Origin of the sequence: Sporosarcina soli, from assembly GCF_042655805.1 — a bacterium.
In the GTDB taxonomy this organism is placed as follows: Bacteria; Bacillota; Bacilli; order Bacillales_A; family Planococcaceae; genus Sporosarcina; species Sporosarcina soli.
The window spans coordinates 15,492-35,730 of record NZ_JBHSNO010000001.1; the positions used below are offsets into that span (position 1 = coordinate 15,492).

Below are 20,239 nucleotides of genomic sequence, written 5' to 3' on the forward strand. Positions count from 1 at the left end.
ATCTAGCAGTAGAAGTGGAGAAACTGTTTTCCTTTGAAATCTTCACTTCACTGTTTTGTGTAACCGCTTTCAATTATTGTGTGGCTTTATAAAGCCATTAGGCGAATTGAATAGAATTGATTTCCTGAAAGGGGTGATTAAAGACGAATCTATGAAAGTTGGAAAACAAATTCTGGAGGAAGCTTTCAAAATACAGTAAACAGAATATGGACTTTAGGGGTGGAAGATTGAGATGAAACAAATGTTAAAGGGGAAAGTAATTGCACTGCTTAGTCTCGCTTTTCTTTTAATCATGGCTGGTTGTGCAGAGGAAAATGTGGCTAGCGGCGAAAAAGGAGAAAGCTCGCAAGATGATGTGATAAAAATGGGATTACTTCTTGCAGAAACAGGGCCGGCTTCGACACTGGGTGCTTCCCAAGTAAAAACGGTGAAGTTATTGCAAAAACAATTGGATGAGGCAGGACCGATTAACGGTAAAACGATAAAACTGATCCAATACGATTATGAAACGGATGATACAAAAGCGGTCGTTGCGATGGACAAGCTCCTTTCTGAAGGTGTTGTTGCAATTAACGCGGCCACTCAATCCAGTACAACGATGGCTGTTATGCCAAAAGCGATAGAGGCAAAAATACCATTCCTCGCAGGGGCACCGATCGATGTAGAAAATGAATATGTGTATAGCACGGTTCATTCTCCTAGAGTCATTGCAATGCCGATTGTCGACTATTTAAACAAACAAGGGATTAAGAAAGTGGCATGGTTAAACGCCGCGGATGGATTTGGCGTAACGGGCCTTCCAGCGTTCAAAGAATTGGCTAAGGAAAACGGGATTGAGATTGTCGCGCATGAAGAGTTCGACGCAACTGCGACCGATATGACCATCCAATTGACGAAAGTTCGCAGTAAGGATCCCGAGGCGATCATTGTGTGGTCAAGAACGCCTGGAGCCGGGATTATTGCCCGCAACTTTAAAGCACTCGGTTTCGATATTCCGATGATTCAGAGCACAGCTGCGGCCAATGAAGGCTTTTTAGAACAAGTGAAAGATGACAATGAAAATATTTTTGTCGTCGGCAGTAAATTGAGTGTTCTCGATCAATTACCGGACTCAGAGCAAAAAGAGCTTTTGAAAGAATTCAAAGAGGCTTATGAACAGGAGTTTGGAGAGGAACCAGATTTGTTTGCGGCGCATGTTGTGGATGGTGTCTATGCATTCGTTGAAGCAGTGAAAGCCGGAAATACGACAGCCGAAGAAATCCATCAATATTTGGCGAATGATTTAGGGGCTTTTTTAGGCGTTACTGGGACGTATAACTTTTCTGAATCCAGAATAAGTCCTGAACCCGATGGGATCTCTGTGTTAGCAATTGAAAATAATACGTGGAAGTATATCGAGTAAGAAAAACAGAAAAGCCCTGCGGTAAGGTACTGAATTTGTTGCAGGGCTTTTTCGAAAAGGGGTTGCTGAAAATGGATCTGTTTTTACAATATTTGATCACAGGGCTTACAGTCGGCAGTATCTATGCTTTATTAGCTGTCGGCTTTGTCACAATTTATAACGTTACTGGTGTATTGAATCTGGCTCAAGGAGAATTTGCGATGATCGGGGCATTATCGTGCGTGACTTTGGTTAATCTAGGCATCCCGATTTTAGGTGCTATCCCTTTAGCGATTTTAATTACTGCCATCATTGGCTTCGGGGTTGAAAGGTTGGCGATTTATCCAGCTAGGAATGCGACGCCGATCATCTTGGTCGTCATTACGTTAGGTGTATCCATTTTCCTGAAAGGGATGGGCCTGATCATTTGGGGATCGTCTCCGAAATCTTTGCCACCAATTGTCGAGAGTCGATCAATTCAATTTTTTGGAGCAGTCATCAATTCACAAAGTATTTGGATTTTCATTTTATTATTTGTCTTATTAATCCTTCTGTATTGGTTTTTCGATAAGACGTTTATCGGTTCAGCGTTACGGGCAAGTGAAAAAAATCCACACGCTGCTAGCTTAATGGGCATCAATACAAGCACGATGTCGACCATTGCGTTTACGATTGCAGCAGCATTAGGTGCAATTGCAGGTGTGATGATAGCCCCTCTGACTGATGCTACGTACGAAATGGGCTTTTTTATCGGCATCAAAGGCTTTGTTGCCATGATTTTCGGTGGAATGCATAGCGTACCCGGGGCTGTAGCGGGCGGTTTATTATTGGGGGTCATTGAAGCTTTTTCGGGAGGCTATATATCTACGTATTATACGGACGCGTTGGCATTTGGCTTCTTGTTGCTCGTTCTGTTCTTTAGACCACAAGGATTGTTTATGAGAGCAACTGGAGAACGGGTGTAGAAAGGAGGGGGCATTCAATGGAGAAAGTGGAAGCAATTTTATACGGGAGTCGCTGGAAAGGGTTTCTTGGCTTTATTGCATTGATATGTTTATTGCCGTTTTTTATCAGTTCGCAATATATTTTCACACTATTCATACTAATAGGGATTTATTGTATTGTTACAATCGGTTTAAGCCTGCTGATCGGTTATGCAGGGCAAATTTCAATTGGCCATGCTGCATTTTTTGGAATTGGTGCGTATGTTTCGGGTGTATTGACAGCGAAGCATGATATGTCTCCATGGTTGGCGATGGGAATTGGAATGATTGCTACATTTCTAATTGCTTATGTGATCGGCATGCAAGTATTGAAATTGAAAGGGCATATTTTGGCATTAGCAACGATTGCCATTAACATCATTGTTTACATTTTATTGGTTGGACTAAGCGATATTACAGGAGGAGCAAGTGGGCTGATCGGCATTCCGAACTTATCATTGTTCGGCTTGGAGTTAGGCAACCAATTACATTACTACTTCCTAGTTTGGGCATTCGTTTTCTTAGTGATCTTATTTTCTACGAATATCATTCGTTCAAATGTTGGGCGGGTGCTGCGAAGCATTCATGATAGCGAAATCGGAACGGAGACGTTAGGTGTGAATGTAACGAAGTATAAGATCGCCATTTTTGCGCTGAGTGCAATGTATGCCTCGCTGGCAGGCAGTCTGTATGCACATTATATCAATTTTATTGCCCCACCGACTTTTAATGTTTCATTTTCCATCTTACTATTGGTGATGGTCATGGTCGGTGGCGTTCACTCCATTTGGGGAGCGATGATCGGAACGGCTGCCATTATGTTTTTGAATGAAGTCATCCGTTTTGTCGGCCATACGGTTTTCAATATTAGTGGAGAGGTCGAGATTGTCGTCTATGGATTGATCATTGTCGTTGTTATGATCTTCATGCCAAAAGGCTTGATTGGCGTGCTAGACATAAGAGGAAAGTTTGCGATCAAAAGTGCGGCAAAGAAAAATGTAGCTTCTGAGAAGGGAGTCTGACAATGGGGAACTTACTTGAAGTGAAAAACCTAACAAAAAAATTCGGCGGCGTTACCGCAGTCAATGATGTCAGCTTCCAAGTCGGCGAGGGTGAAATCGTGGCGGTTATCGGCCCCAATGGCGCAGGGAAAACGACATTGTTTAATATGATTTCATCCTTTATCCAACCGACCGTTGGGGAAGTGTTATTTAAAGATCAAAAATTGACGGGGAAAAAGATCTTTGACTTAGCTCCTTTAGGGATCTCTAGGACATTTCAAAATTTGCAGATCTTCAGTAATATGACCGTTTTGGAAAATGTCATGATGGGCACTTCTGTGAAATTGAAAACAAATGTTTTCAGCGCAGGTTTTCGGCTCCCTGTCGTAAAAAGAGATGAAAGCAAGGCTTATCAAGCAGCATATAAGGTGCTGGAAATGATGCAATTGACTCATTTAATGCATGAACAAGCAGGACAACTCTCTTACGGACAGCAAAAGAAAGTGGAATTTGCACGTGCGATTGTGTACGATCCTGCACTGATTATGTTGGATGAGCCGATGGCGGGTTTGAATGATGCCGAAACAAATACGATGGCTGGTTATATTAGTGATTTAAAAAAGAAAGGGCATTCCTTTTTATTTGTCGAGCACAAAATGGCAACGATCATGCAAATCGCGGATCGGATTGTCGTCCTCGATTTCGGGACAAAGATTGCAGAAGGGACGCCAGAGGAAATTCAGAAAAATGAAAAGGTGATCAGTGCCTATTTAGGCGAGGAGGCGATTTGATGTTTGACGTTCAAAATTTAAGTACACGGATTGGGAAGATTCAGATTTTACACGCACTGGACTTTCATGTAAACAAGGGGGAAATCGTGTCCATTATCGGAGCCAATGGTGCGGGTAAAAGTACATTGCTGCATACACTGGCAGGCATCTATTCACCATTTGAAGGGAAAGTGACGCTTCAAGACGATACCATCAGTGGATTACCAGCCCATAAAGTGGTCGGCAAAGGACTAAGGCTTGTTCCTGAGGGGAGGCAAATCTTTCCCGGCCATACCGTCAAGGAAAATTTAACGTTAGGAATCTATTCAAAATATTATAAGGATCGTAAATATGTTGAAGAAAACCTGGAAAGAATGCTGGAGTTGTTTCCGGGACTAAAAAAACATTACCAAAACTTGGGTGGGAATTTAAGCGGTGGAGAGCAGCAGATGTTGGCAATCGGTCGGGCGCTCATGTCAGATCCAAAAATCATTTTATTAGATGAGCCTTCAATGGGATTAGCGCCTAAAATTGTCAATGAAATTCTCGAAATACTCATACGGATCAAAGAAGAGATGGGCACAATGGTTGTCTTGGTTGAACAAAATGTCAAGGCTGCACTCAAAGTGGCGGATCGGGCTTATGTCATGGATCAAGGAAAATTTATCATGAACGGAACGAACAAGGAAATCAGTTCCAACCCTGAAGTGAGATCCGCTTACTTAGGGATAAAAGTGGGGTAAATGGAATATTTATTTGCAAGGAAAGCTGGGTAGACATTAAAAAGGGAGAGATATGTATGAAAAGAAATTTTAAAGGAAAAGTAATACTATTTTTAGCATTGACTTTCCTATTAATAATTGCGGGATGTGGAGGTGGAAATGCCAGGAATGCGACCGCAGATACTAATGATGAGGACGTTGTAAAAATCGGTGTGATTGTTGCGGAAACCGGACCAGCTTCGACACTTGGGAGCTCGCAAGCGAATACAGTGAAACTATTGCAAAAGCAATTGGATGCCGCAGGACCAATCGATGGGAAGACAATTCAGCTGGTTAAACATGATTATGAAACAGATGACACGAAAGCAGTCGTAGCAATGGACAAGCTTATTTCAGATGGTGTGGTAGCAGTAGTCGGAGCAACACAATCAAGTACATCAATGGCCATTATGCCAAAAGCAATCGAAAAGAAATTGCCATTATTCACGATTGCTCCGATTGAATCGGACAGTGAGTATGTTTATAGCATGGCACATAGCACAACTGTCATTGCAATGCCAATCGTCGAGTATTTAAACAAGAACAATATTAAAAAAGTAGCATGGCTGAATGCTGCGGATGGTTTCGGCGTAACAGGTAAACCTGCATTTGAAGCATTAGCAAAGGAAAATGGCATTGAGATTGTTGCTCATGAAGAGTTTGATGCAACGGCAACGGATATGACAATCCAATTGACAAAAGTGCGTAAAACGGATCCAGAAGCAATTATAGTTTGGTCGAGAACACCTGGAGCTGGCATTGTCGCACGAAACTATAAAGCACTTGGGTTCGATATTCCGATGATTCAAAGTACAGCTGCGGCGAATGATGGTTTCTTGGAACAAGTGAAAGATGACAATCAGAATATTATGGTCGTCGGAAGTAAGTTAAGCGTTGTCGACCAATTGCCAGACTCTGAGCAAAAAGAAATCTTGAAAGGCTTCAAAGATTCCTATGCAGAAGATTTTAACGGAGAACCGGACTTGTTTGCAGCACATCTGTTGGACGGCATTCAAGCCATTCTAGAAGCAGTAAAAGCAGGGCATGTAACTACAGAAGATATTCAGCAATATTTACAAAATGACATGGGCAAATACTTAGGGGCGACAGGAACATTTGATTTTGGAGTATCCCAAGCTAGCCCTGAAGCAGATGGTATATCGGTTATTAGTATTGAAAATAATACATGGAAGTTCAATGACTGAACACAAGATGAGATAATGTACTGAATTAAGGAAACTGGATTGTACCAAAAAAAACTGGCGTTTCTTTCTGAATTAGGGGAAAGGAATGCAGTTTTTTATATTGTAAGAAAAGATGTAATCCTGAAAAGCGCAGAAGTCTTATCATCTGAAACATACTACCTAAACTCTAGAAGTCAATCAGTTTTAGTTGGATGAACTGTTTCAAGAAAGTTCGTTAAGCGAAAAATTTTTCAAATAGATTGTTGAATAAAATGCCGACTTTGCCGAATGGCAGAATTTTAAGTTTTTCTATTCAAAAAAACATTGGTATTGTAGTATTTGTGCTACACGGAATATTCAGTTCTATCTATTTGAAGTCGAGCATTTTAAGAGTAAATATTTAGGAGTGATATTGTTCAATCAAGTTATGAGAAGAAAAGATTTTCAGATGTTATTCATTGAAATGAAAGCGCTTTATATTGCGGGTGGGAAAATTTTAGCATACGAGGGGGATTAGCATGGAATTACAGTTTCTTGACACGACTTTCCGGGACGGTTCTCAAAGTCTGTGGGCAGCGGGGATGCGACCGGGTATGATGGAAGCGATTGCAGAAGATGTTGATCAATCAGGTTTTAAAGCGGTGGAAGTGCCGGTCATGCCGATTAATTTCAAAAAAATTGTGCGCGATTTAAAAGAAGATCCGTGGGAAATGGTGAATATGCTCGCGAAAAAAATGCCAAAAACAACAAAGACTTTTATGGGCGAGCCAGCCATTTTTCCATTCGAAATCGTAGGTGCACCTGAAGCGGTCGTTAAGCTTTATTATGAAAGGATCGTTGCAACCGGGGTATTGAATAGAGTCCAAATCATGGCGAATATATTTGGCAATGTCGATCGGCTCTACCCTTGGTATTTACCATTTTTACGAGAACAGAACTTGGAAGTTGCACTCGCTCTTTCCTATGCCGTATCTCCCCGGCATACAGATGAATATTATGCGGAAAAAACGAAAGAATTGGTGGAGATGAAACCGGATGTGATCTATTTGAAAGATCAGGGCGGCTTGTTGACAGTTGATCGCATCCGTACATTAATCCCTATTATTTTGGAAAATGCAAATGGAATCCCGATCGAATTGCATTCCCATTGTACGACAGGTCAAGCAGAGCTTGTCTATCTCGAAGCAGTAAAATTAGGGATTCGGACTTTGCATACGGCGATTCCACCATTAGCGGATGGATCTGGTCAACCATCGATTTTTAGTACTGTTCAAAATGCAAAATATCTTGGATATACGTCCAATCTTGACATAGAGCGGCTTCAAAGGGCTTCGACTCGTCTGATGGAAATGGCGAAGCAGGATGACATGCCGATTGGTGCACCGCTACCTTATGATCATTCTCAATTTGTTTACCAAATACCTGGAGGCGTCATTTCCAACTTAAGACATCAACTGAAAGAATTAAAGCTTGAAAATCGTTTGGATGAAGTATTGGAAGAAACTGTGCATGTTCGGGAGGAGTTAGGCTATCCGGTAATGATCACTCCATATTCCCAGTTTGTTGTCAGTCAAGCGGCGATTAACGTTGCAACGGGTGAACGTTATAAAGTGGTCATCGATGAGTTGATCCAGTTTGCGCAAGGGACTTTTAGCGAGGACTCGGGCTATACATGGATGGATGAAAATTTAAAAGATAAAATATTGTCTCTTCCGCGTGCGCAACAATTATCGACAGTGCCTGATGGAAGTACACCCCTTCATAAAATAAGAGAGCAGTTTGGAGGCCCTACTCTTTCAGACGAAGAGTTCCTGCTTCGCTATATTATGAAAGGAACCCAAGAAATCGATGCGATGCGCCAAGCAGGACCACCTAGAAAGTATTTTTCTGCGACCGCGCCTTTAATACAGCTGTTGGATAATTTGAGTAAACAACCGGATATTAAACATATTCAAATACAAGGCCATAATCGTTCATTGTTATTAACGAATAATTGAGAATCAGGGAGGAATGGAAGATGAGTAAAAGTGTATTGAATATATTGAATGCAAATGATGTAGAAATATTGACGAAACTGATTCAAGAATTGGAGGAATCTTCTTTTAACTATTTAAAAATGGAAAACGGAGAGCATAAAATCATTATCGGCAAAAATGGTTATTCAGAACCATTTGTAGCCGGTAATGGAAATGTTGAGTTGAACGTGGGGCATTCAGAAGAATCTGCACAAAATACCCAGCATTATGAAACGACTGTCGCTATCACGCAACAAGCTGAAGCGGTAGCTACCGTTCAAGCGCCTCCTGTTAAAGAAATCGCTCTAGAACAGGAAGGGATTGAAATTATCAAAGCGACTACAGCCGGTCTATTTTATGCGCAATCTGAACCCGGTGCAGCCCCATATGTACAAGTTGGTGAGCAGGTTGATGAAGATACGACAATCGGTCTGATTGAAATTATGAAAGTATACAGTGCCATCTCGGCAGGTGTCTCCGGAGTGATTACCGCGATTCATGTTGAGGATGCGCAGCTTGTTGAATATGGACAACCTCTTTTCTCCGTCAAGGTAAAATAATTTTGAAGGCTGTTAGTTTGTCGGTGAATTATCTTCGGAGAGGAGCATTTAGCATGAAGATTTCACGTATTTTCATTATTAATAGAGGAGAAATTGCTGTTCGAATTATTCGAACGTGTAAAGTGTTGGGGATAGAAACCGTTCTTGCTGTTTCAGAAGCCGACCAACAGAGTTTGCCAGCAAGATTAGCAGATAAAACAGTTTGTATCGGCCCTGCCAATGCAGCCCAAAGCTATTTGAATATACCTATTATCATAACTGCAGCTCTATCAGTCGGAGCGGATGCTGTTCATCCTGGATACGGATTCCTTGCAGAGGTATCGGAATTGGCACAGGCTTGTAACGAGAATGGTCTGATTTATGTAGGGCCACAAGCGGACCATATCGCCAAGATGGGGAATAAGTTGGTTGCCCGAGCCATTGCGGAAGAGTGCGGAGTGCCAGTGCTTCCGGGATCGGAAAAAGTGTCCTCAGTGGAGGAAGTAATCCAGACGATTGAAAAGATCGGATTGCCGATCATGTTAAAAGCAGCGGCTGGTGGTGGCGGTCGTGGTATGAAAATCGTTACAAGTAAAGACCAAGTGAAAACTGTTTTTGAATCTGCCTCTGCTGAAGCCAAGGCTGCATTTGGCGACGGGACGATGTATGTGGAAAAGTATATTGCGAACGCTCGTCATATTGAGGTGCAAATACTGGGCGATAAATTCGGTAACGTTCTTCATCTAGGGGAACGGGATTGTTCGACGCAACGTCGTCATCAAAAATTGATAGAAGAAGCTATGGCGCCGCTTATTTCAGAAGAGCTGCGTCAAGAGATTCGCAATGCAGCAGTAACATTAGCCAAAAACATTGCGTATGAAAATGCTGGAACCGTTGAATTTATCGTTGATCAAGATGAAGCCACTTTTTATTTTCTTGAAATGAATACGAGGATTCAAGTCGAACATCCTGTAACGGAAGCTGTAACAGGCATTGACTTAATTCAAGAGCAAATCCATGTGGCGGAAGGAGAAGCGTTACGGTTGGCCCAATCGGCTATCGCTTTTTCCGGACACTCGATTGAATGCCGGATTAATGCCGAAGCGCCGGAAGAAGGGTTCCGTCCGACTCCCGGAATGATTACTAGATGGGAAATGCCACAAGGACCTGGCGTTCGAGTGGATACGCATTGCTACCAAGGGTACACTGTGCCTGTGTATTATGACTCGATGATTGCGAAAGTGATTGTCCATGGCAATGATCGTGCGCATGCCATTCAACGGATGTTAGTTGCTTTGGACGAATTTTCCGTTGAAGGTATTCAGACGACGATTCCATTTTTAAAGCAAGTGTTGCATGATAAGGATTTCGTTAGTGGCAATGTCAATACGCGTCTATTGGAAAAAGTATTGGTTTGACTAGTGGAATATAGATTATTCAAAAGGACTTTTGAAGATGTGATTTTGATATTATTTAACTTTTTGAGAGAGTTGTTCTGTTGCTTCATTAATCAGTTTGATAAATTGAGGCAACTTCTTTCTACTGAATCGTTGTGAAGGTCCGATCACCTCGATGGCTGCAATCGTTTTTCCGCTTCTTGTCTTGACTGCACTTGACACGGAAGTAACGCCAGAATAAGGTTCGTTGTTTGTGATCGCATATTTTTTTGTACGAATTTCTTCGAGTATATAGTCGATATTTTCGTAGGTTCTTTGCTCATCGATAGACTGAAAATAATGTTGGATTGCTTCTGGGTTTTCTTGCGCCAAAAGAATTTTTCCAGCACTGGTCGTATGTAATGGGAATTTTTGACCTTCATATGCATGATAGCCGATCGGGTCTGGAGAATTGGCACCATTGATGTAAAGCACATGTCCGTTTTGTCGAATGCCAAGCTGAGCTGTTTCATTTGTATGGATGGAAAGCTCTTTCAGAATTTCATGTGATGCGTGGATTAGCGGTGTAGACGATTGCAGGACTGCTCCTAAGGCAAGGATAGAAACCCCAAGCCGGTATTGGTTAGCATCTTTCACAAGAAAGCCTTCATGTCTCAATGTATTGAGCAGTCTATGGGCGGTACTTGGCGCGACACCGATTTGTTCAGCTGCTTCGTGCACGCCAAATTCTTCTTGCTCTGCGGAATAGAGATTCAGAATCCGCAGGGCATTGTCTAATGAAGAGTATTTTTTGTCGTTTGCCATCCAATCTCCCTCTATTCAAAAATAATGGCCAAGCCTATTTGAAATTTTTTTACTTGCTTCGACAACATGACCGGTAAGATAAGGAATGTCCTGTACATGGATTTGGCTCTCCCAACCGGTTACGCTCACTGCGGCTACAACTTGCCCCGAGTAGTCATAAATCGGAGCGCCGATGCTTACTCCTTGATGAAATTCGTTGACACAAACGGAATAACCTTGCCTTCTAATTTTGTCAAGATGCACTGATAGTTCATCGGAATTTTTAACTGTGTTTTTCCCGAATGATTGAAAGCCAATCGCTTCAATTTGTGCGAGCGTCGATTTGAAAGCGTCTTTTTGTTGAAAAGCTAGTATGATTTTGCCACAGCCTGTACAATAGGCCGGATTTTTCTTGCCGATATGCGAATTGAGACGAACCGGGTGAGGCGTTTCCAGCTTTTCAAGATAGACGATATCGATCCCTTCCAAAATGCCCAAATGAACGGAATGTCCAAGTTGCTGGACAAGGTTTTCCATTATTGGTCTCGCTTCCCGATGAATGATCATCGTTGTTTTAATGATGCCGGAAAGTGTCAATATCGAAAAACCTAATGAATAGCGTTTTGTTTTTTTATTCTTTTGTAAATAGCCATGTTCCACAAGAGTAGTAAGTAACCGATTTGTACTGCTTGTACTTAAATCGATGGCTCTTGAAATGTCCGATAAATTCCATTCAGGCTGTTCTTTTGTAAAAAGCCGCAGTATCGTAATGGCATTTTGCACGGTAGTGATCAAATATTTATCCACTAAACGATCTCCCCTTTCAATTACGCCTCGGCGTAATTGCGTCCAGATTTTGAATTGAGCAAAGCTCAATTAACTCCTTTCAAAATCTGTGACATCTGCCGGAGGCTTTATCTTCGTTCAGCTGCCGTTTGAATACCCGCTGAATAGTAAACAAGTCTGCATTCATCGTTCCACTTAGATAGGTGGGATACCTCTGTAGCTGACGCTTCGCTTTCAGTACAAAAACATTTGCTGAATGAAGATAAAAAGTTTGTTATTTTGCCACATAGCAGAATAGCGTATTTTTATATATGTCTACCTTATACTATCATAATTATCAGAAGAGATTAACTACTTTGTGTAATGGAGGATGAAGTCAATGACAGAGAAAATATTGGAAACCTATGATGTTCCGATGGATCAATTAAAGTTTGTTCAGGAAGAAAAGTTGCTAAAACAACTTGCGTATGTAGGTGAAAAATCGGCTTTTTACCAAAAGAAATTTCAAGATGCAGGTTTTACAGTCGACGATATCCGGAGCTATAAGGATCTTCGGAAATTGCCATTTACGGAGAAAAATGAATTGAGAGAGAGTCAACGACTTCAGCCGCCTCTCGGATACCATGCGGCTGTAGGAATGGAAGATATCATTCGGGTACATTCTTCTTCCGGGACGACGGGAAGACCGACCTATGTAGGGATTACGCGGAAAGATTATGATATGTGGAATGATATGATGGTCCGCGTTTTAGAAACACATGGCATTACAAAGAATAGTGTCGTTGTATTTGCAATGGGGCTCTCATTCTTTGTCGGCAGTTCGATGAAAGATGCCATTGAAAAACTAGGTGCCACTTTTATCCCGATCGGGACAGGTGCTTCGGATCGAGTCGTACGAAGCATTCAAGATATGAAAGCAGATGTCCTTTTTTGCACACCTTCCTACGCTGGGTATCTAGCAGAGTATATCCGGAAGAATTACAATATGGAGCCAAAGGAATTAGGCATTAAAATCATGTCTGTCGGAGGAGAACCTGGTGGCGGTCTGAAAGAAGTGAGAAGTAAAATCGAAACGGACTGGGGATGCAAGGTGATGGAAGCGATGGGGAATGCCGACATGGTGCCTGTCCTATTCAGTGAATGTCAAGAGCGGAACGGCATGCATTTTATCGGTTCCGATACGGTTATCTGTGAAATTATCGATCCAGAAACAGGTGAACCCGTACCGTTCGGTGACAAAATGGAAGGGGAGCTCGTCTATACGTCAATTGATCGGGAATGTGTGCCGCTCGTTCGATTCAGAACGAGGGATCTTGTGCAGGTAAATACAACGCCATGTGCTTGCGGTCGAACAAGTTTCCGTATGAAATGTATCGGCCGGACGGATGACATGCTAATTTTAAAAGGCGTTAATGTCTTCCCTTCGGCAATCAAAGATGTAGTGAGCAGTTTTAGCCCAAAGACGACGGGGGAAATTCGTATTGTTTTAGAAGAACGTCCGCCTCTTGTTAAAACAGCTTTACCGATCAAGGTGGAATATAGCGGAACGAAAAACGAGGAACAACTGCAAAAGTTAAAGCATGAAATCGAAGCTGAATTACGTTCTAAATTAATTTTTACCTCAAACGTACAACTTGTGCCAGAAGGGACATTGCCAAGATTTGAAATGAAAGCAAACCTTTTTGAACGATTGTATGAATGAATGTACAAGTAGAGAAAAATACGCTTTATTTCGTAAACGCTTACAATGCTATTTAATAGCGAGCTGTCATAAAAATTTCGATCGGGTGAAATAAATTTTTCACCCGATTCAATTACATTCAATCGTATGAATTAAGTTCACTAAAAGAATTCAAAGGAGGATACAGCTTATGAATAATGCTACAGAAACGTTAGAAAAACGGGTGATCAGAAAAACGATGAGAAGAATTTTGCCATTTGCCCTTCTATTATACATTATCGCTTATTTGGACAGGGTCAACCTCGGCTATGCGGCATTGCAGATGAATGCTGATCTCGCTTTAACTGCAGAAGTGTTCGGACTGCTATCAGGAATTTTCTTTATCGGCTATTTTCTGTTCGAAGTACCGAGCAATATGATCATGCATAAAGTAGGAGCAAAGATTTGGATTGCCCGCATTATGGTGACATGGGGTATCATTTCGTCTCTTACTGCCTGGGCGCAAACGCCGATGCATCTCTATATTTTACGATTTCTACTCGGAGTCGCGGAAGCGGGCTTTTTCCCCGGGATTATTCTATATCTTACTTATTGGTTCCGTGTTCAGGAAAGAGGACGGGCAGCTGCTTTCATCATCATTGCAATGCCGATTGGAGGCATGATTGGTGGACCTTTGTCGACATGGATCATGACAAATGTTGAATGGCTCGGTTGGACTGGCTGGAGATGGATGTTCGTTCTCGAAGGATTGCCAGCGGTTCTACTCGGAATTGTGACATTGTTTTACTTGACTGATCGTCCTAGTAAGGCTAAGTGGTTAACGGATGAGGAGAAGAACTGGTTAGAGACTGAATTGACAAAGGAACAGCAACAGAAAAAACAGACGACCAAAACGTCGAAAAAAGAGATGTTCAAGGACTCAAATATTTGGAAACTCTCATTCATTTACTTTTTAAATTTCGGCGCTGTTTATGGTTTGGCTTTCTGGCTGCCATCTATTATCAAATCCGTATCCGAGACGCTTTCGTTGACATCCATTGGGTGGCTATCGACCATCCCTTCGATCATCGCGATTCCATCGATGATTTTATGGGCATGGCATTCTGACAAAACGAATGAGCGCCGAGGCCATCTGATGATCAGTTTTGTGATTGCAGCCATCGGTTTTATCGGTTGCGGGTTTACTTCTAGTGCATATATGACCATTGCGTGCATCGCGTTCGCAGCGATAGGTTTATATAGTTTCTCAGGTGTGTTCATGTCTTATGTGACGACATTTTTTACGGATTCGACGGCACCCGTCGGTATTGCGACGGTCAATTCCCTAGCAAGCCTAGGCGGATTTTTTGGGCCGATGGTATTCGGTTACTTCACTTTTTCAACCGGAATGTTTTTTGTAGGGGCTCTCTTGTTTACAGCTTTTCTCGTTCTGTTGACGATGAAGAATAGAGAGCCGGAGCAGAGTGCGGTGGAAGCAAGTCAACAGCAAACTGTAAGCGCCTTCAAAAAGTAGAAAGGAATGAATCATATGAAACAAACAGATCGGACGGTTATCGTAACTGGAGCTGCACGTGGAATTGGTTTTGCAATCGCAAACGGGTTTATCCAAAATGGAGATTTTGTCATCATAGCGGATATTGATGGAGTGGAAGCAAACGAAGCTGCACGTCGGCTTGGTCCACGTGCGGTGGGATATCAACTTGATGTAGCGGATGAGGAAAGTGTTCGTGAATTCACGAATAAGGTTATTTCTGAAAGAGGTACAGTGCATGTTCTAGTGAATAATGCGGGACTTCAGCATATTGATAAAGTGGAAGATTTTCCAACTGACCGATGGTGTTTATTAATTGATGTCATGTTGACGGGCACTTTTTTAATGACAAAATATACATTGCCTTATATGAAAAATCAGCAGTATGGTCGCATTATTAATGTTTCTTCTGCGCACGGAAAAATGGCCTCACCGTATAAATCAGCATACGTATCTGCCAAGCATGGAGTCGTGGGCTTTACGCGGACTATTGCACTTGAAACAGTAACGGAAGGGATCACGGTGAATACAATCATGCCGGGACCTGTCAAAACCGAATTGATTGAAAAACAGATCGGTAAATTGGCGGAAGAAGACGGAATTTCAGAGGAAGAGGCGATTCAAAAACATTTATTAGGGAAGCAGCCAATGAAGCGGTTTATTGATCCATCGGAAATTGCGGGTACAGCGGTTTTCCTTGCATCAGATTCTGCTGCATCTATTACGGGAGATGCAATCAGTGTATCTGGGGGAATTTAAAGAATAAGGGAATTTTATATCTAACGTTAATAGAGCAGGTGCATGGATAAAATCATGTGCCTACTCCAATTTTATTGTTTAATGTGTTATCAAATTTCAAGCTGTAGATTAGTTATATTGAAATTTTATTTTTCATTGTTGCGCATACAGCAACTTTTAGTTGAATGATCGTGCATAATCTTCTAAGGTGATAATTAATTCTAAAAATTCAGTCTCAGAGAGATGGATAAAAAATTCGCATGGGTGTCCGTTTGATACATTAAATAAATAACCGGGCTTAAACCTTCGCTACCCATCCTTTAAATTACTGTTTGATCATCGATGTAGTGCGTTGTTAAATGGTGAATAAAAGCTTGAATCGCATAGGGAATAAAATCGCCTTGACGGTAAATAATCCCCACTTTTTTTATGGGTAAGGAATCAGAAATTTTAACTAGTTTTATGGGGAGATCCGTGACACCGTTCAAATATTGTCTAGGTAAAATTGTAGCCCCATTATGAAGGATGGTCATCCGGACCAATGAGTAAATATCCGATAGCTCGACAATTGGATTTAATGTAAAACCTAATTCTAGACAATGCTTGTCGATAGATTGTCTAAGTAGGTAATGTTCAGGTAATAAGAAAATGGGTTGTGATTGAAGTTCTTCCAATTGAATCTCTTCTTTTTCGGCAAATGGGTGCGTGATGGATACCGCTACGGAAAGTTCTGATGAGAATAATGGAATTGATTCTAACTGCTGATGGTAAATGGGCAGGAAAACAACGCCCATGTCCAATTCGGAGTTAAGGATTTTGAGAACGGTTTCTTCGGTAGTAAGATCGAAGACGGATAATTTAATGTTAGGATATTGTTGATGAAAGGATAGAAGTGCAGCATACAGTAGATGGTTTCCAGATGTTCCGATTCGAAGTTGTCCGCGATTCAATCCCTTTAATTCTTGTATTTTTTCTTTTGCGATTTCCATTTCAAGAAAAATACGATTTACGTGTTCAAGAAGAATAGTGCCAGCAGCCGTTAATTCGATTTTTTTTCCTACTCTCAAGAATAGATCGTCTTCTAGCTGACTTTCAAGCAAGCGAATTTGTTGGCTTAATGTAGGCTGGCTTATCCCAAGTTTTTCAGCTGCTCTCGTAAAATGGAGCTCTTCACATACCGTTTGAAAATATTTTAACAGTCGTAGTTCCATTATTCCACTCCGTCCATAGATAGTGACTATTAAGATAATAGATATAATAGTATTGTACTATTGTTCTGAATCGAATACAATATTCTTGAGAGTTATTTCAGATAATTTGAAATTAACTAAAATGTTGAATAGAGAGGGTGGAGATTCATTGGGAAATCGTTACACGACGAGCTCAGCTTTTTTAGAAGCACTTCAGGAGGCAGGCGTTACACATTTATTCTCCAATTTCGGAAGTGATCATCCGGCTATCATTGAAGCACTGGCATTGGCAGAAAAAGAAGGGAAAGAGTTGCCGAAAGTGATTACGTGCCCTCATGAAATGGTTGCATTGAGTGCTGCACATGCATTTGCACAAGTGAGCGGAAAAGCACAAGCTGTCTTCGTACATGTGGAATGTGGGACGCAAAATCTAGGAGCAGGTCTGCATAATGCATGGAAAGGGAGAACGCCGGTTCTTATTTTTGCGGGAAGTTCACCTTATACACAAGAAGGCGAATTATTAGGCAGTCGAAACGAATTCATTCATTGGATCCAAGATGTACCTGATCAGCGGGGTATTGTAAGGGGTTACATGAAGTATGACAATGAAATTCGTACTGGAGCAAACGTTAAGCAACTTGTTCATCGAGCACTACAAATTGCGGAGAGTAGTCCGAAAGGACCTGTCTATTTAATGGGTGCACGGGAAGTGATGGAGGAAGAAACAACACCGATTCAGATGAATACCGATCTATGGCAACCCATTTCGCCGCGTGCATTGGCGCCAAAGGAAATTGCGCCGTTTGTTGAAGATTTGAGGAAGGCAAAAAATCCACTCGTTATCACTTCATATATCGGGAAAAACAAGGCTGCGGTTCATGAATTGGTCAAGTTTTGTGAGAGTCTTGCAATTCCTGTGTTGGAATCCGTGCCTAATCATATGAATTTCCCATCGACGAACCTGCTCCACTGTGGCTATCAATGGAATACGCCAGAGCAGAATGCGTTGATTGAGGAAGCAGATTTCATACTTGTCATCGAAAGCGATGTTCCATGGATTCCGCTGATCAATAAGCCATCGAAAGACTGTACGGTTTACTATATTGACGAGGATCCACTGAAAGAGGGCATGCCACTCTGGTATATACCATCCAAACGCTTCTTTGCTGCAGATGCAGAAACGGCATTGCAACAATTGAATGCGGCAATTGCTGCACTGGATGTGAATCAGGCGGAAATCGTGAAACGTCGGACTAAAGTAGAGGCATACCATAACGAACAGCGCGCTAAATGGGCAAAAGCGGAAACCTATTCAGAAGCAATCATGACGGCGGAATATGTAACCGCATGTATTCGTGAATACTGTGATGAAAATACAATTGTTATAAATGAAGGAATCTCGAATTTTCAAGCATCCTATACACACCTCCAAATGTCGGAACCGGGTTCCATTTTAGGAAGTGGTGCAGGAGGACTCGGTTGGAATGGTGGTGCTGCGGTCGGTGCCAAACTGGCGGATCCATCCAAAACGATCATTAGTATCACGGGAGATGGCTCGTATATGTTCAGCGTTCCATCAAGCGTACATTGGCTGTCAAGAAAATATGACGCGCCCTTTTTAACGGTGATTTATAATAACCGGGGCTGGAAATCTCCGAAACTATCGACACTTGGCGTCCATCCGGATGGGGTGGCAAATGAAATGAATGAGTTTTTCGTTGACTTCACGCCGCATGCCGAACTGTCAAAAATTGCGGAAGCAGCGGGTGGTGCGTTTGCGCGAAAAGTGGAAAATCCAGCAGAAGTAAAGGAAGCGCTAAAAGAAGCTATTGCGGCCGTAAGATCAGGTCGTTCAGCGGTTTTAGATATTTATTTACCAGCAATTCAAGAAGAAAACAAAATGAAAGTGGGGAATGAACATGCAACAGTCTGAAACTATCACTAAAAACGGTTTTACAGGAGAATTAGTCAAAGGAAATAGTTACATTAATGGACGGTGGGTCGAAGGGAAAAGCGATCGTACCTACAAAAACGTCAATCCTTATGACAATTCGGTCATTGCAGAAATTAAATTAGCGTCCAAAAAGCAGGTGGAGGAAGCTTTTCAATCGGCAGCAGAAGCGCAGAAGAGATGGGCAAAATCCTCAGTTGAAGAACGCAAGCAAGTGATTGAAAAGGCGCTCCATTATTTGACCGACCATCGTGAAGACATCGTACAACTCATTAGCCGTGAGACGGGCGGTACGCTTTTAAAAGCGAATGTTGAACATCATCTGGCGATGGAAGTTCTTGAAGAAGCGTTGAATTATGTGGACGAAGTCGGAAACGTCCAGGAAGTTCCCGGAGGACCAGACGGAAAAATCAATAAAATCTATCGTCTGCCACTCGGCGTCATTTCCACCATTTCACCGTTCAATTTTCCGGTCAATCTATCGATGCGGGCAATTATTCCAGCCATTGCGCTAGGAAATGCGGTTGTTCATAAGCCGGATATTCAAGTGGGGCTTGTCGGCGGCGTGTTATTCGCAAAAGCGTTTGAATATGCGGGGCTTCCGGCTGGAGTCTTTAATCTCATACTAAGTGATATTGATGAGATCGGAGATGAGATGTTGACGAACCCGATCCCGCGTCTCATCAGTTTTACAGGTTCAACAGCCGTCGGGCGTCATATCGGTTCCATCGCCGGCCGGAATTTGAAACGGGTTGCGCTGGAACTGGGAGGAAACAGCCCATTTGTCGTGCTTGCCGACGCGGATGTTGACCAAGCTGTCAACGCAGCTATTTTTGGAAAGTTCATCCACCAGGGACAAATTTGCATGATCATTAACCGGATCATTGTCCACAAAGATAAACATGATGAATTTGTGGAGAAGTTTACGGCACGGGCGAAGGAACTAAGTTGTGGAAATCCACAAGATCCAAAGACTGTCATCGGACCGCTAATTAATGCGCGCCAACTGGAAAAAGCGGTTGGCTTTGTGGAGCTGGCGAAAAAAGAAGGAGCGACAATGGTTCTGGAAGGAAAAAGAGAAGGGAATGTCTTGACGCCGTATGTCTTTACAGAAGTAAAAAATACGAGCGAAATCGCCCAAACGGAACTATTTGTGCCAATTGCGCTCATCATCAAAGCAGAAACGGATGAGGAAGCTGTGGAAATGGCAGGAGAAACAGCACATGGGTTGAGTTCTTCCATCTTTACAAGTGATTTGAAAAAAGGGGAGCAGTACGCAGTGGCACTTGATACGGGGATGACGCATATTAACGATCAAACTGTAAATGATGCGCCGAATATCCCATTTGGGGGGACTAAAGCAAGCGGACTCGGCCGGTTCGGCAATCCGTGGGTCGTTGACGAATATACAACATTGAAGTGGGTTTCCGTCCAAACGAAGGAAAGGGCGTTTCCTTTTTAATCGAATACAAAATAACAACTGGAATCGGTCATCCGAAATCGGATGACCGCACTAACTCTGCAAGGATTATAAGTTATCTAAAGAGG

The 20,239-nt window shown here is 42.2% G+C and carries 17 protein-coding genes; 14 read left to right on the forward strand and 3 right to left on the reverse strand.

The window, feature by feature from the left end; translation table 11 throughout:
- The first annotated feature begins 232 nt into the window (after positions 1-232).
- From ACFPRA_RS00060 to ACFPRA_RS00100, 9 genes are all read left to right on the forward strand, one after another.
- The gene (locus ACFPRA_RS00060; protein ID WP_381429193.1) at positions 233-1,402 is read left to right on the forward strand and encodes an ABC transporter substrate-binding protein; all 1,170 of its coding nucleotides are present in this window, start codon (positions 233-235) and stop codon (positions 1,400-1,402) included.
- 71 nt (positions 1,403-1,473) lie between these two features.
- Complete coding sequence (locus tag ACFPRA_RS00065; protein WP_239391343.1) at positions 1,474-2,346, forward strand: branched-chain amino acid ABC transporter permease; 873 nt, start codon at positions 1,474-1,476, stop codon at positions 2,344-2,346.
- Between the two features lie 17 nt (positions 2,347-2,363).
- The gene (locus tag ACFPRA_RS00070; RefSeq protein ID WP_381429195.1) at positions 2,364-3,386 is read left to right on the forward strand and encodes a branched-chain amino acid ABC transporter permease; all 1,023 of its coding nucleotides are present in this window, start codon (positions 2,364-2,366) and stop codon (positions 3,384-3,386) included.
- A gap of 2 nt (positions 3,387-3,388) precedes the next feature.
- A complete protein-coding gene (locus ACFPRA_RS00075; protein ID WP_239391341.1) occupies positions 3,389-4,156 on the forward strand; it encodes an ABC transporter ATP-binding protein in 768 nt (255 codons plus the stop codon).
- Positions 4,156-4,878, forward strand: a complete 723-nt coding sequence (locus ACFPRA_RS00080) for an ABC transporter ATP-binding protein (protein WP_381429198.1) — start codon at positions 4,156-4,158, stop codon at positions 4,876-4,878. The genes ACFPRA_RS00075 and ACFPRA_RS00080 overlap by 1 nt, the downstream gene beginning before the upstream one ends.
- A gap of 56 nt (positions 4,879-4,934) precedes the next feature.
- A complete protein-coding gene (locus tag ACFPRA_RS00085) occupies positions 4,935-6,101 on the forward strand; it encodes an ABC transporter substrate-binding protein (RefSeq protein ID WP_381429200.1) in 1,167 nt (388 codons plus the stop codon).
- A 497-nt stretch (positions 6,102-6,598) separates the two neighbouring features.
- On the forward strand, positions 6,599-8,077 hold the full coding sequence (locus ACFPRA_RS00090; RefSeq protein WP_381429202.1) for a hypothetical protein: 1,479 nt from the start codon (positions 6,599-6,601) through the stop codon (positions 8,075-8,077).
- 20 nt (positions 8,078-8,097) lie between these two features.
- The gene (locus tag ACFPRA_RS00095; RefSeq protein WP_381429204.1) at positions 8,098-8,655 is read left to right on the forward strand and encodes an acetyl-CoA carboxylase biotin carboxyl carrier protein; all 558 of its coding nucleotides are present in this window, start codon (positions 8,098-8,100) and stop codon (positions 8,653-8,655) included.
- A 53-nt stretch (positions 8,656-8,708) separates the two neighbouring features.
- On the forward strand, positions 8,709-10,052 hold the full coding sequence (locus tag ACFPRA_RS00100; protein WP_381429206.1) for an acetyl-CoA carboxylase biotin carboxylase subunit: 1,344 nt from the start codon (positions 8,709-8,711) through the stop codon (positions 10,050-10,052).
- A 51-nt stretch (positions 10,053-10,103) separates the two neighbouring features.
- Here the strand turns inward: ACFPRA_RS00100 and ACFPRA_RS00105 are convergent, their stop codons facing one another.
- Together ACFPRA_RS00105 and ACFPRA_RS00110 are read right to left on the reverse strand one after the other, a co-directional pair.
- Positions 10,104-10,835 carry an IclR family transcriptional regulator gene (locus ACFPRA_RS00105; RefSeq protein ID WP_381429208.1) on the reverse strand — a complete coding sequence of 244 codons (732 nt, stop codon included), beginning with the start codon at positions 10,833-10,835 and terminating at the stop codon, positions 10,104-10,106.
- A 15-nt stretch (positions 10,836-10,850) separates the two neighbouring features.
- Positions 10,851-11,621 carry an IclR family transcriptional regulator gene (locus ACFPRA_RS00110; RefSeq protein WP_381429210.1) on the reverse strand — a complete coding sequence of 257 codons (771 nt, stop codon included), beginning with the start codon at positions 11,619-11,621 and terminating at the stop codon, positions 10,851-10,853.
- Positions 11,622-11,979: 358 nt separating this feature from the next.
- On the opposite strand from ACFPRA_RS00110, the gene ACFPRA_RS00115 reads away from it, so the two are divergent.
- The 3 genes from ACFPRA_RS00115 to ACFPRA_RS00125 all read left to right on the forward strand — a co-directional run bounded on the left by ACFPRA_RS00115 (position 11,980) and on the right by ACFPRA_RS00125 (position 15,571).
- Positions 11,980-13,302 carry a phenylacetate--CoA ligase family protein gene (locus tag ACFPRA_RS00115; RefSeq protein ID WP_381429212.1) on the forward strand — a complete coding sequence of 441 codons (1,323 nt, stop codon included), beginning with the start codon at positions 11,980-11,982 and terminating at the stop codon, positions 13,300-13,302.
- Positions 13,303-13,471: 169 nt separating this feature from the next.
- Positions 13,472-14,794, forward strand: coding sequence for an MFS transporter (locus ACFPRA_RS00120; protein WP_381429214.1), 1,323 nt, complete (start codon positions 13,472-13,474; stop codon positions 14,792-14,794).
- A 15-nt stretch (positions 14,795-14,809) separates the two neighbouring features.
- Entirely contained in the window at positions 14,810-15,571 is a 762-nt protein-coding gene (locus tag ACFPRA_RS00125; protein ID WP_381429216.1) for a 3-hydroxybutyrate dehydrogenase, read from the forward strand.
- Between the two features lie 299 nt (positions 15,572-15,870).
- Here ACFPRA_RS00125 and ACFPRA_RS00130 read toward each other — a convergent pair whose 3' ends face one another.
- Positions 15,871-16,761, reverse strand: a complete 891-nt coding sequence (locus ACFPRA_RS00130) for a LysR substrate-binding domain-containing protein (protein WP_381429218.1) — start codon at positions 16,759-16,761, stop codon at positions 15,871-15,873.
- 148 nt (positions 16,762-16,909) lie between these two features.
- Between ACFPRA_RS00130 and ACFPRA_RS00135 the strand changes: the two genes are divergently transcribed.
- Positions 16,910-18,673, forward strand: coding sequence for a thiamine pyrophosphate-requiring protein (locus tag ACFPRA_RS00135; RefSeq protein ID WP_381429219.1), 1,764 nt, complete (start codon positions 16,910-16,912; stop codon positions 18,671-18,673).
- A complete protein-coding gene (locus tag ACFPRA_RS00140; protein WP_381429220.1) occupies positions 18,660-20,153 on the forward strand; it encodes an aldehyde dehydrogenase family protein in 1,494 nt (497 codons plus the stop codon). Before ACFPRA_RS00135 ends, ACFPRA_RS00140 begins: the two co-directional genes overlap by 14 nt.
- Positions 20,154-20,239 lie beyond the last annotated feature (86 nt).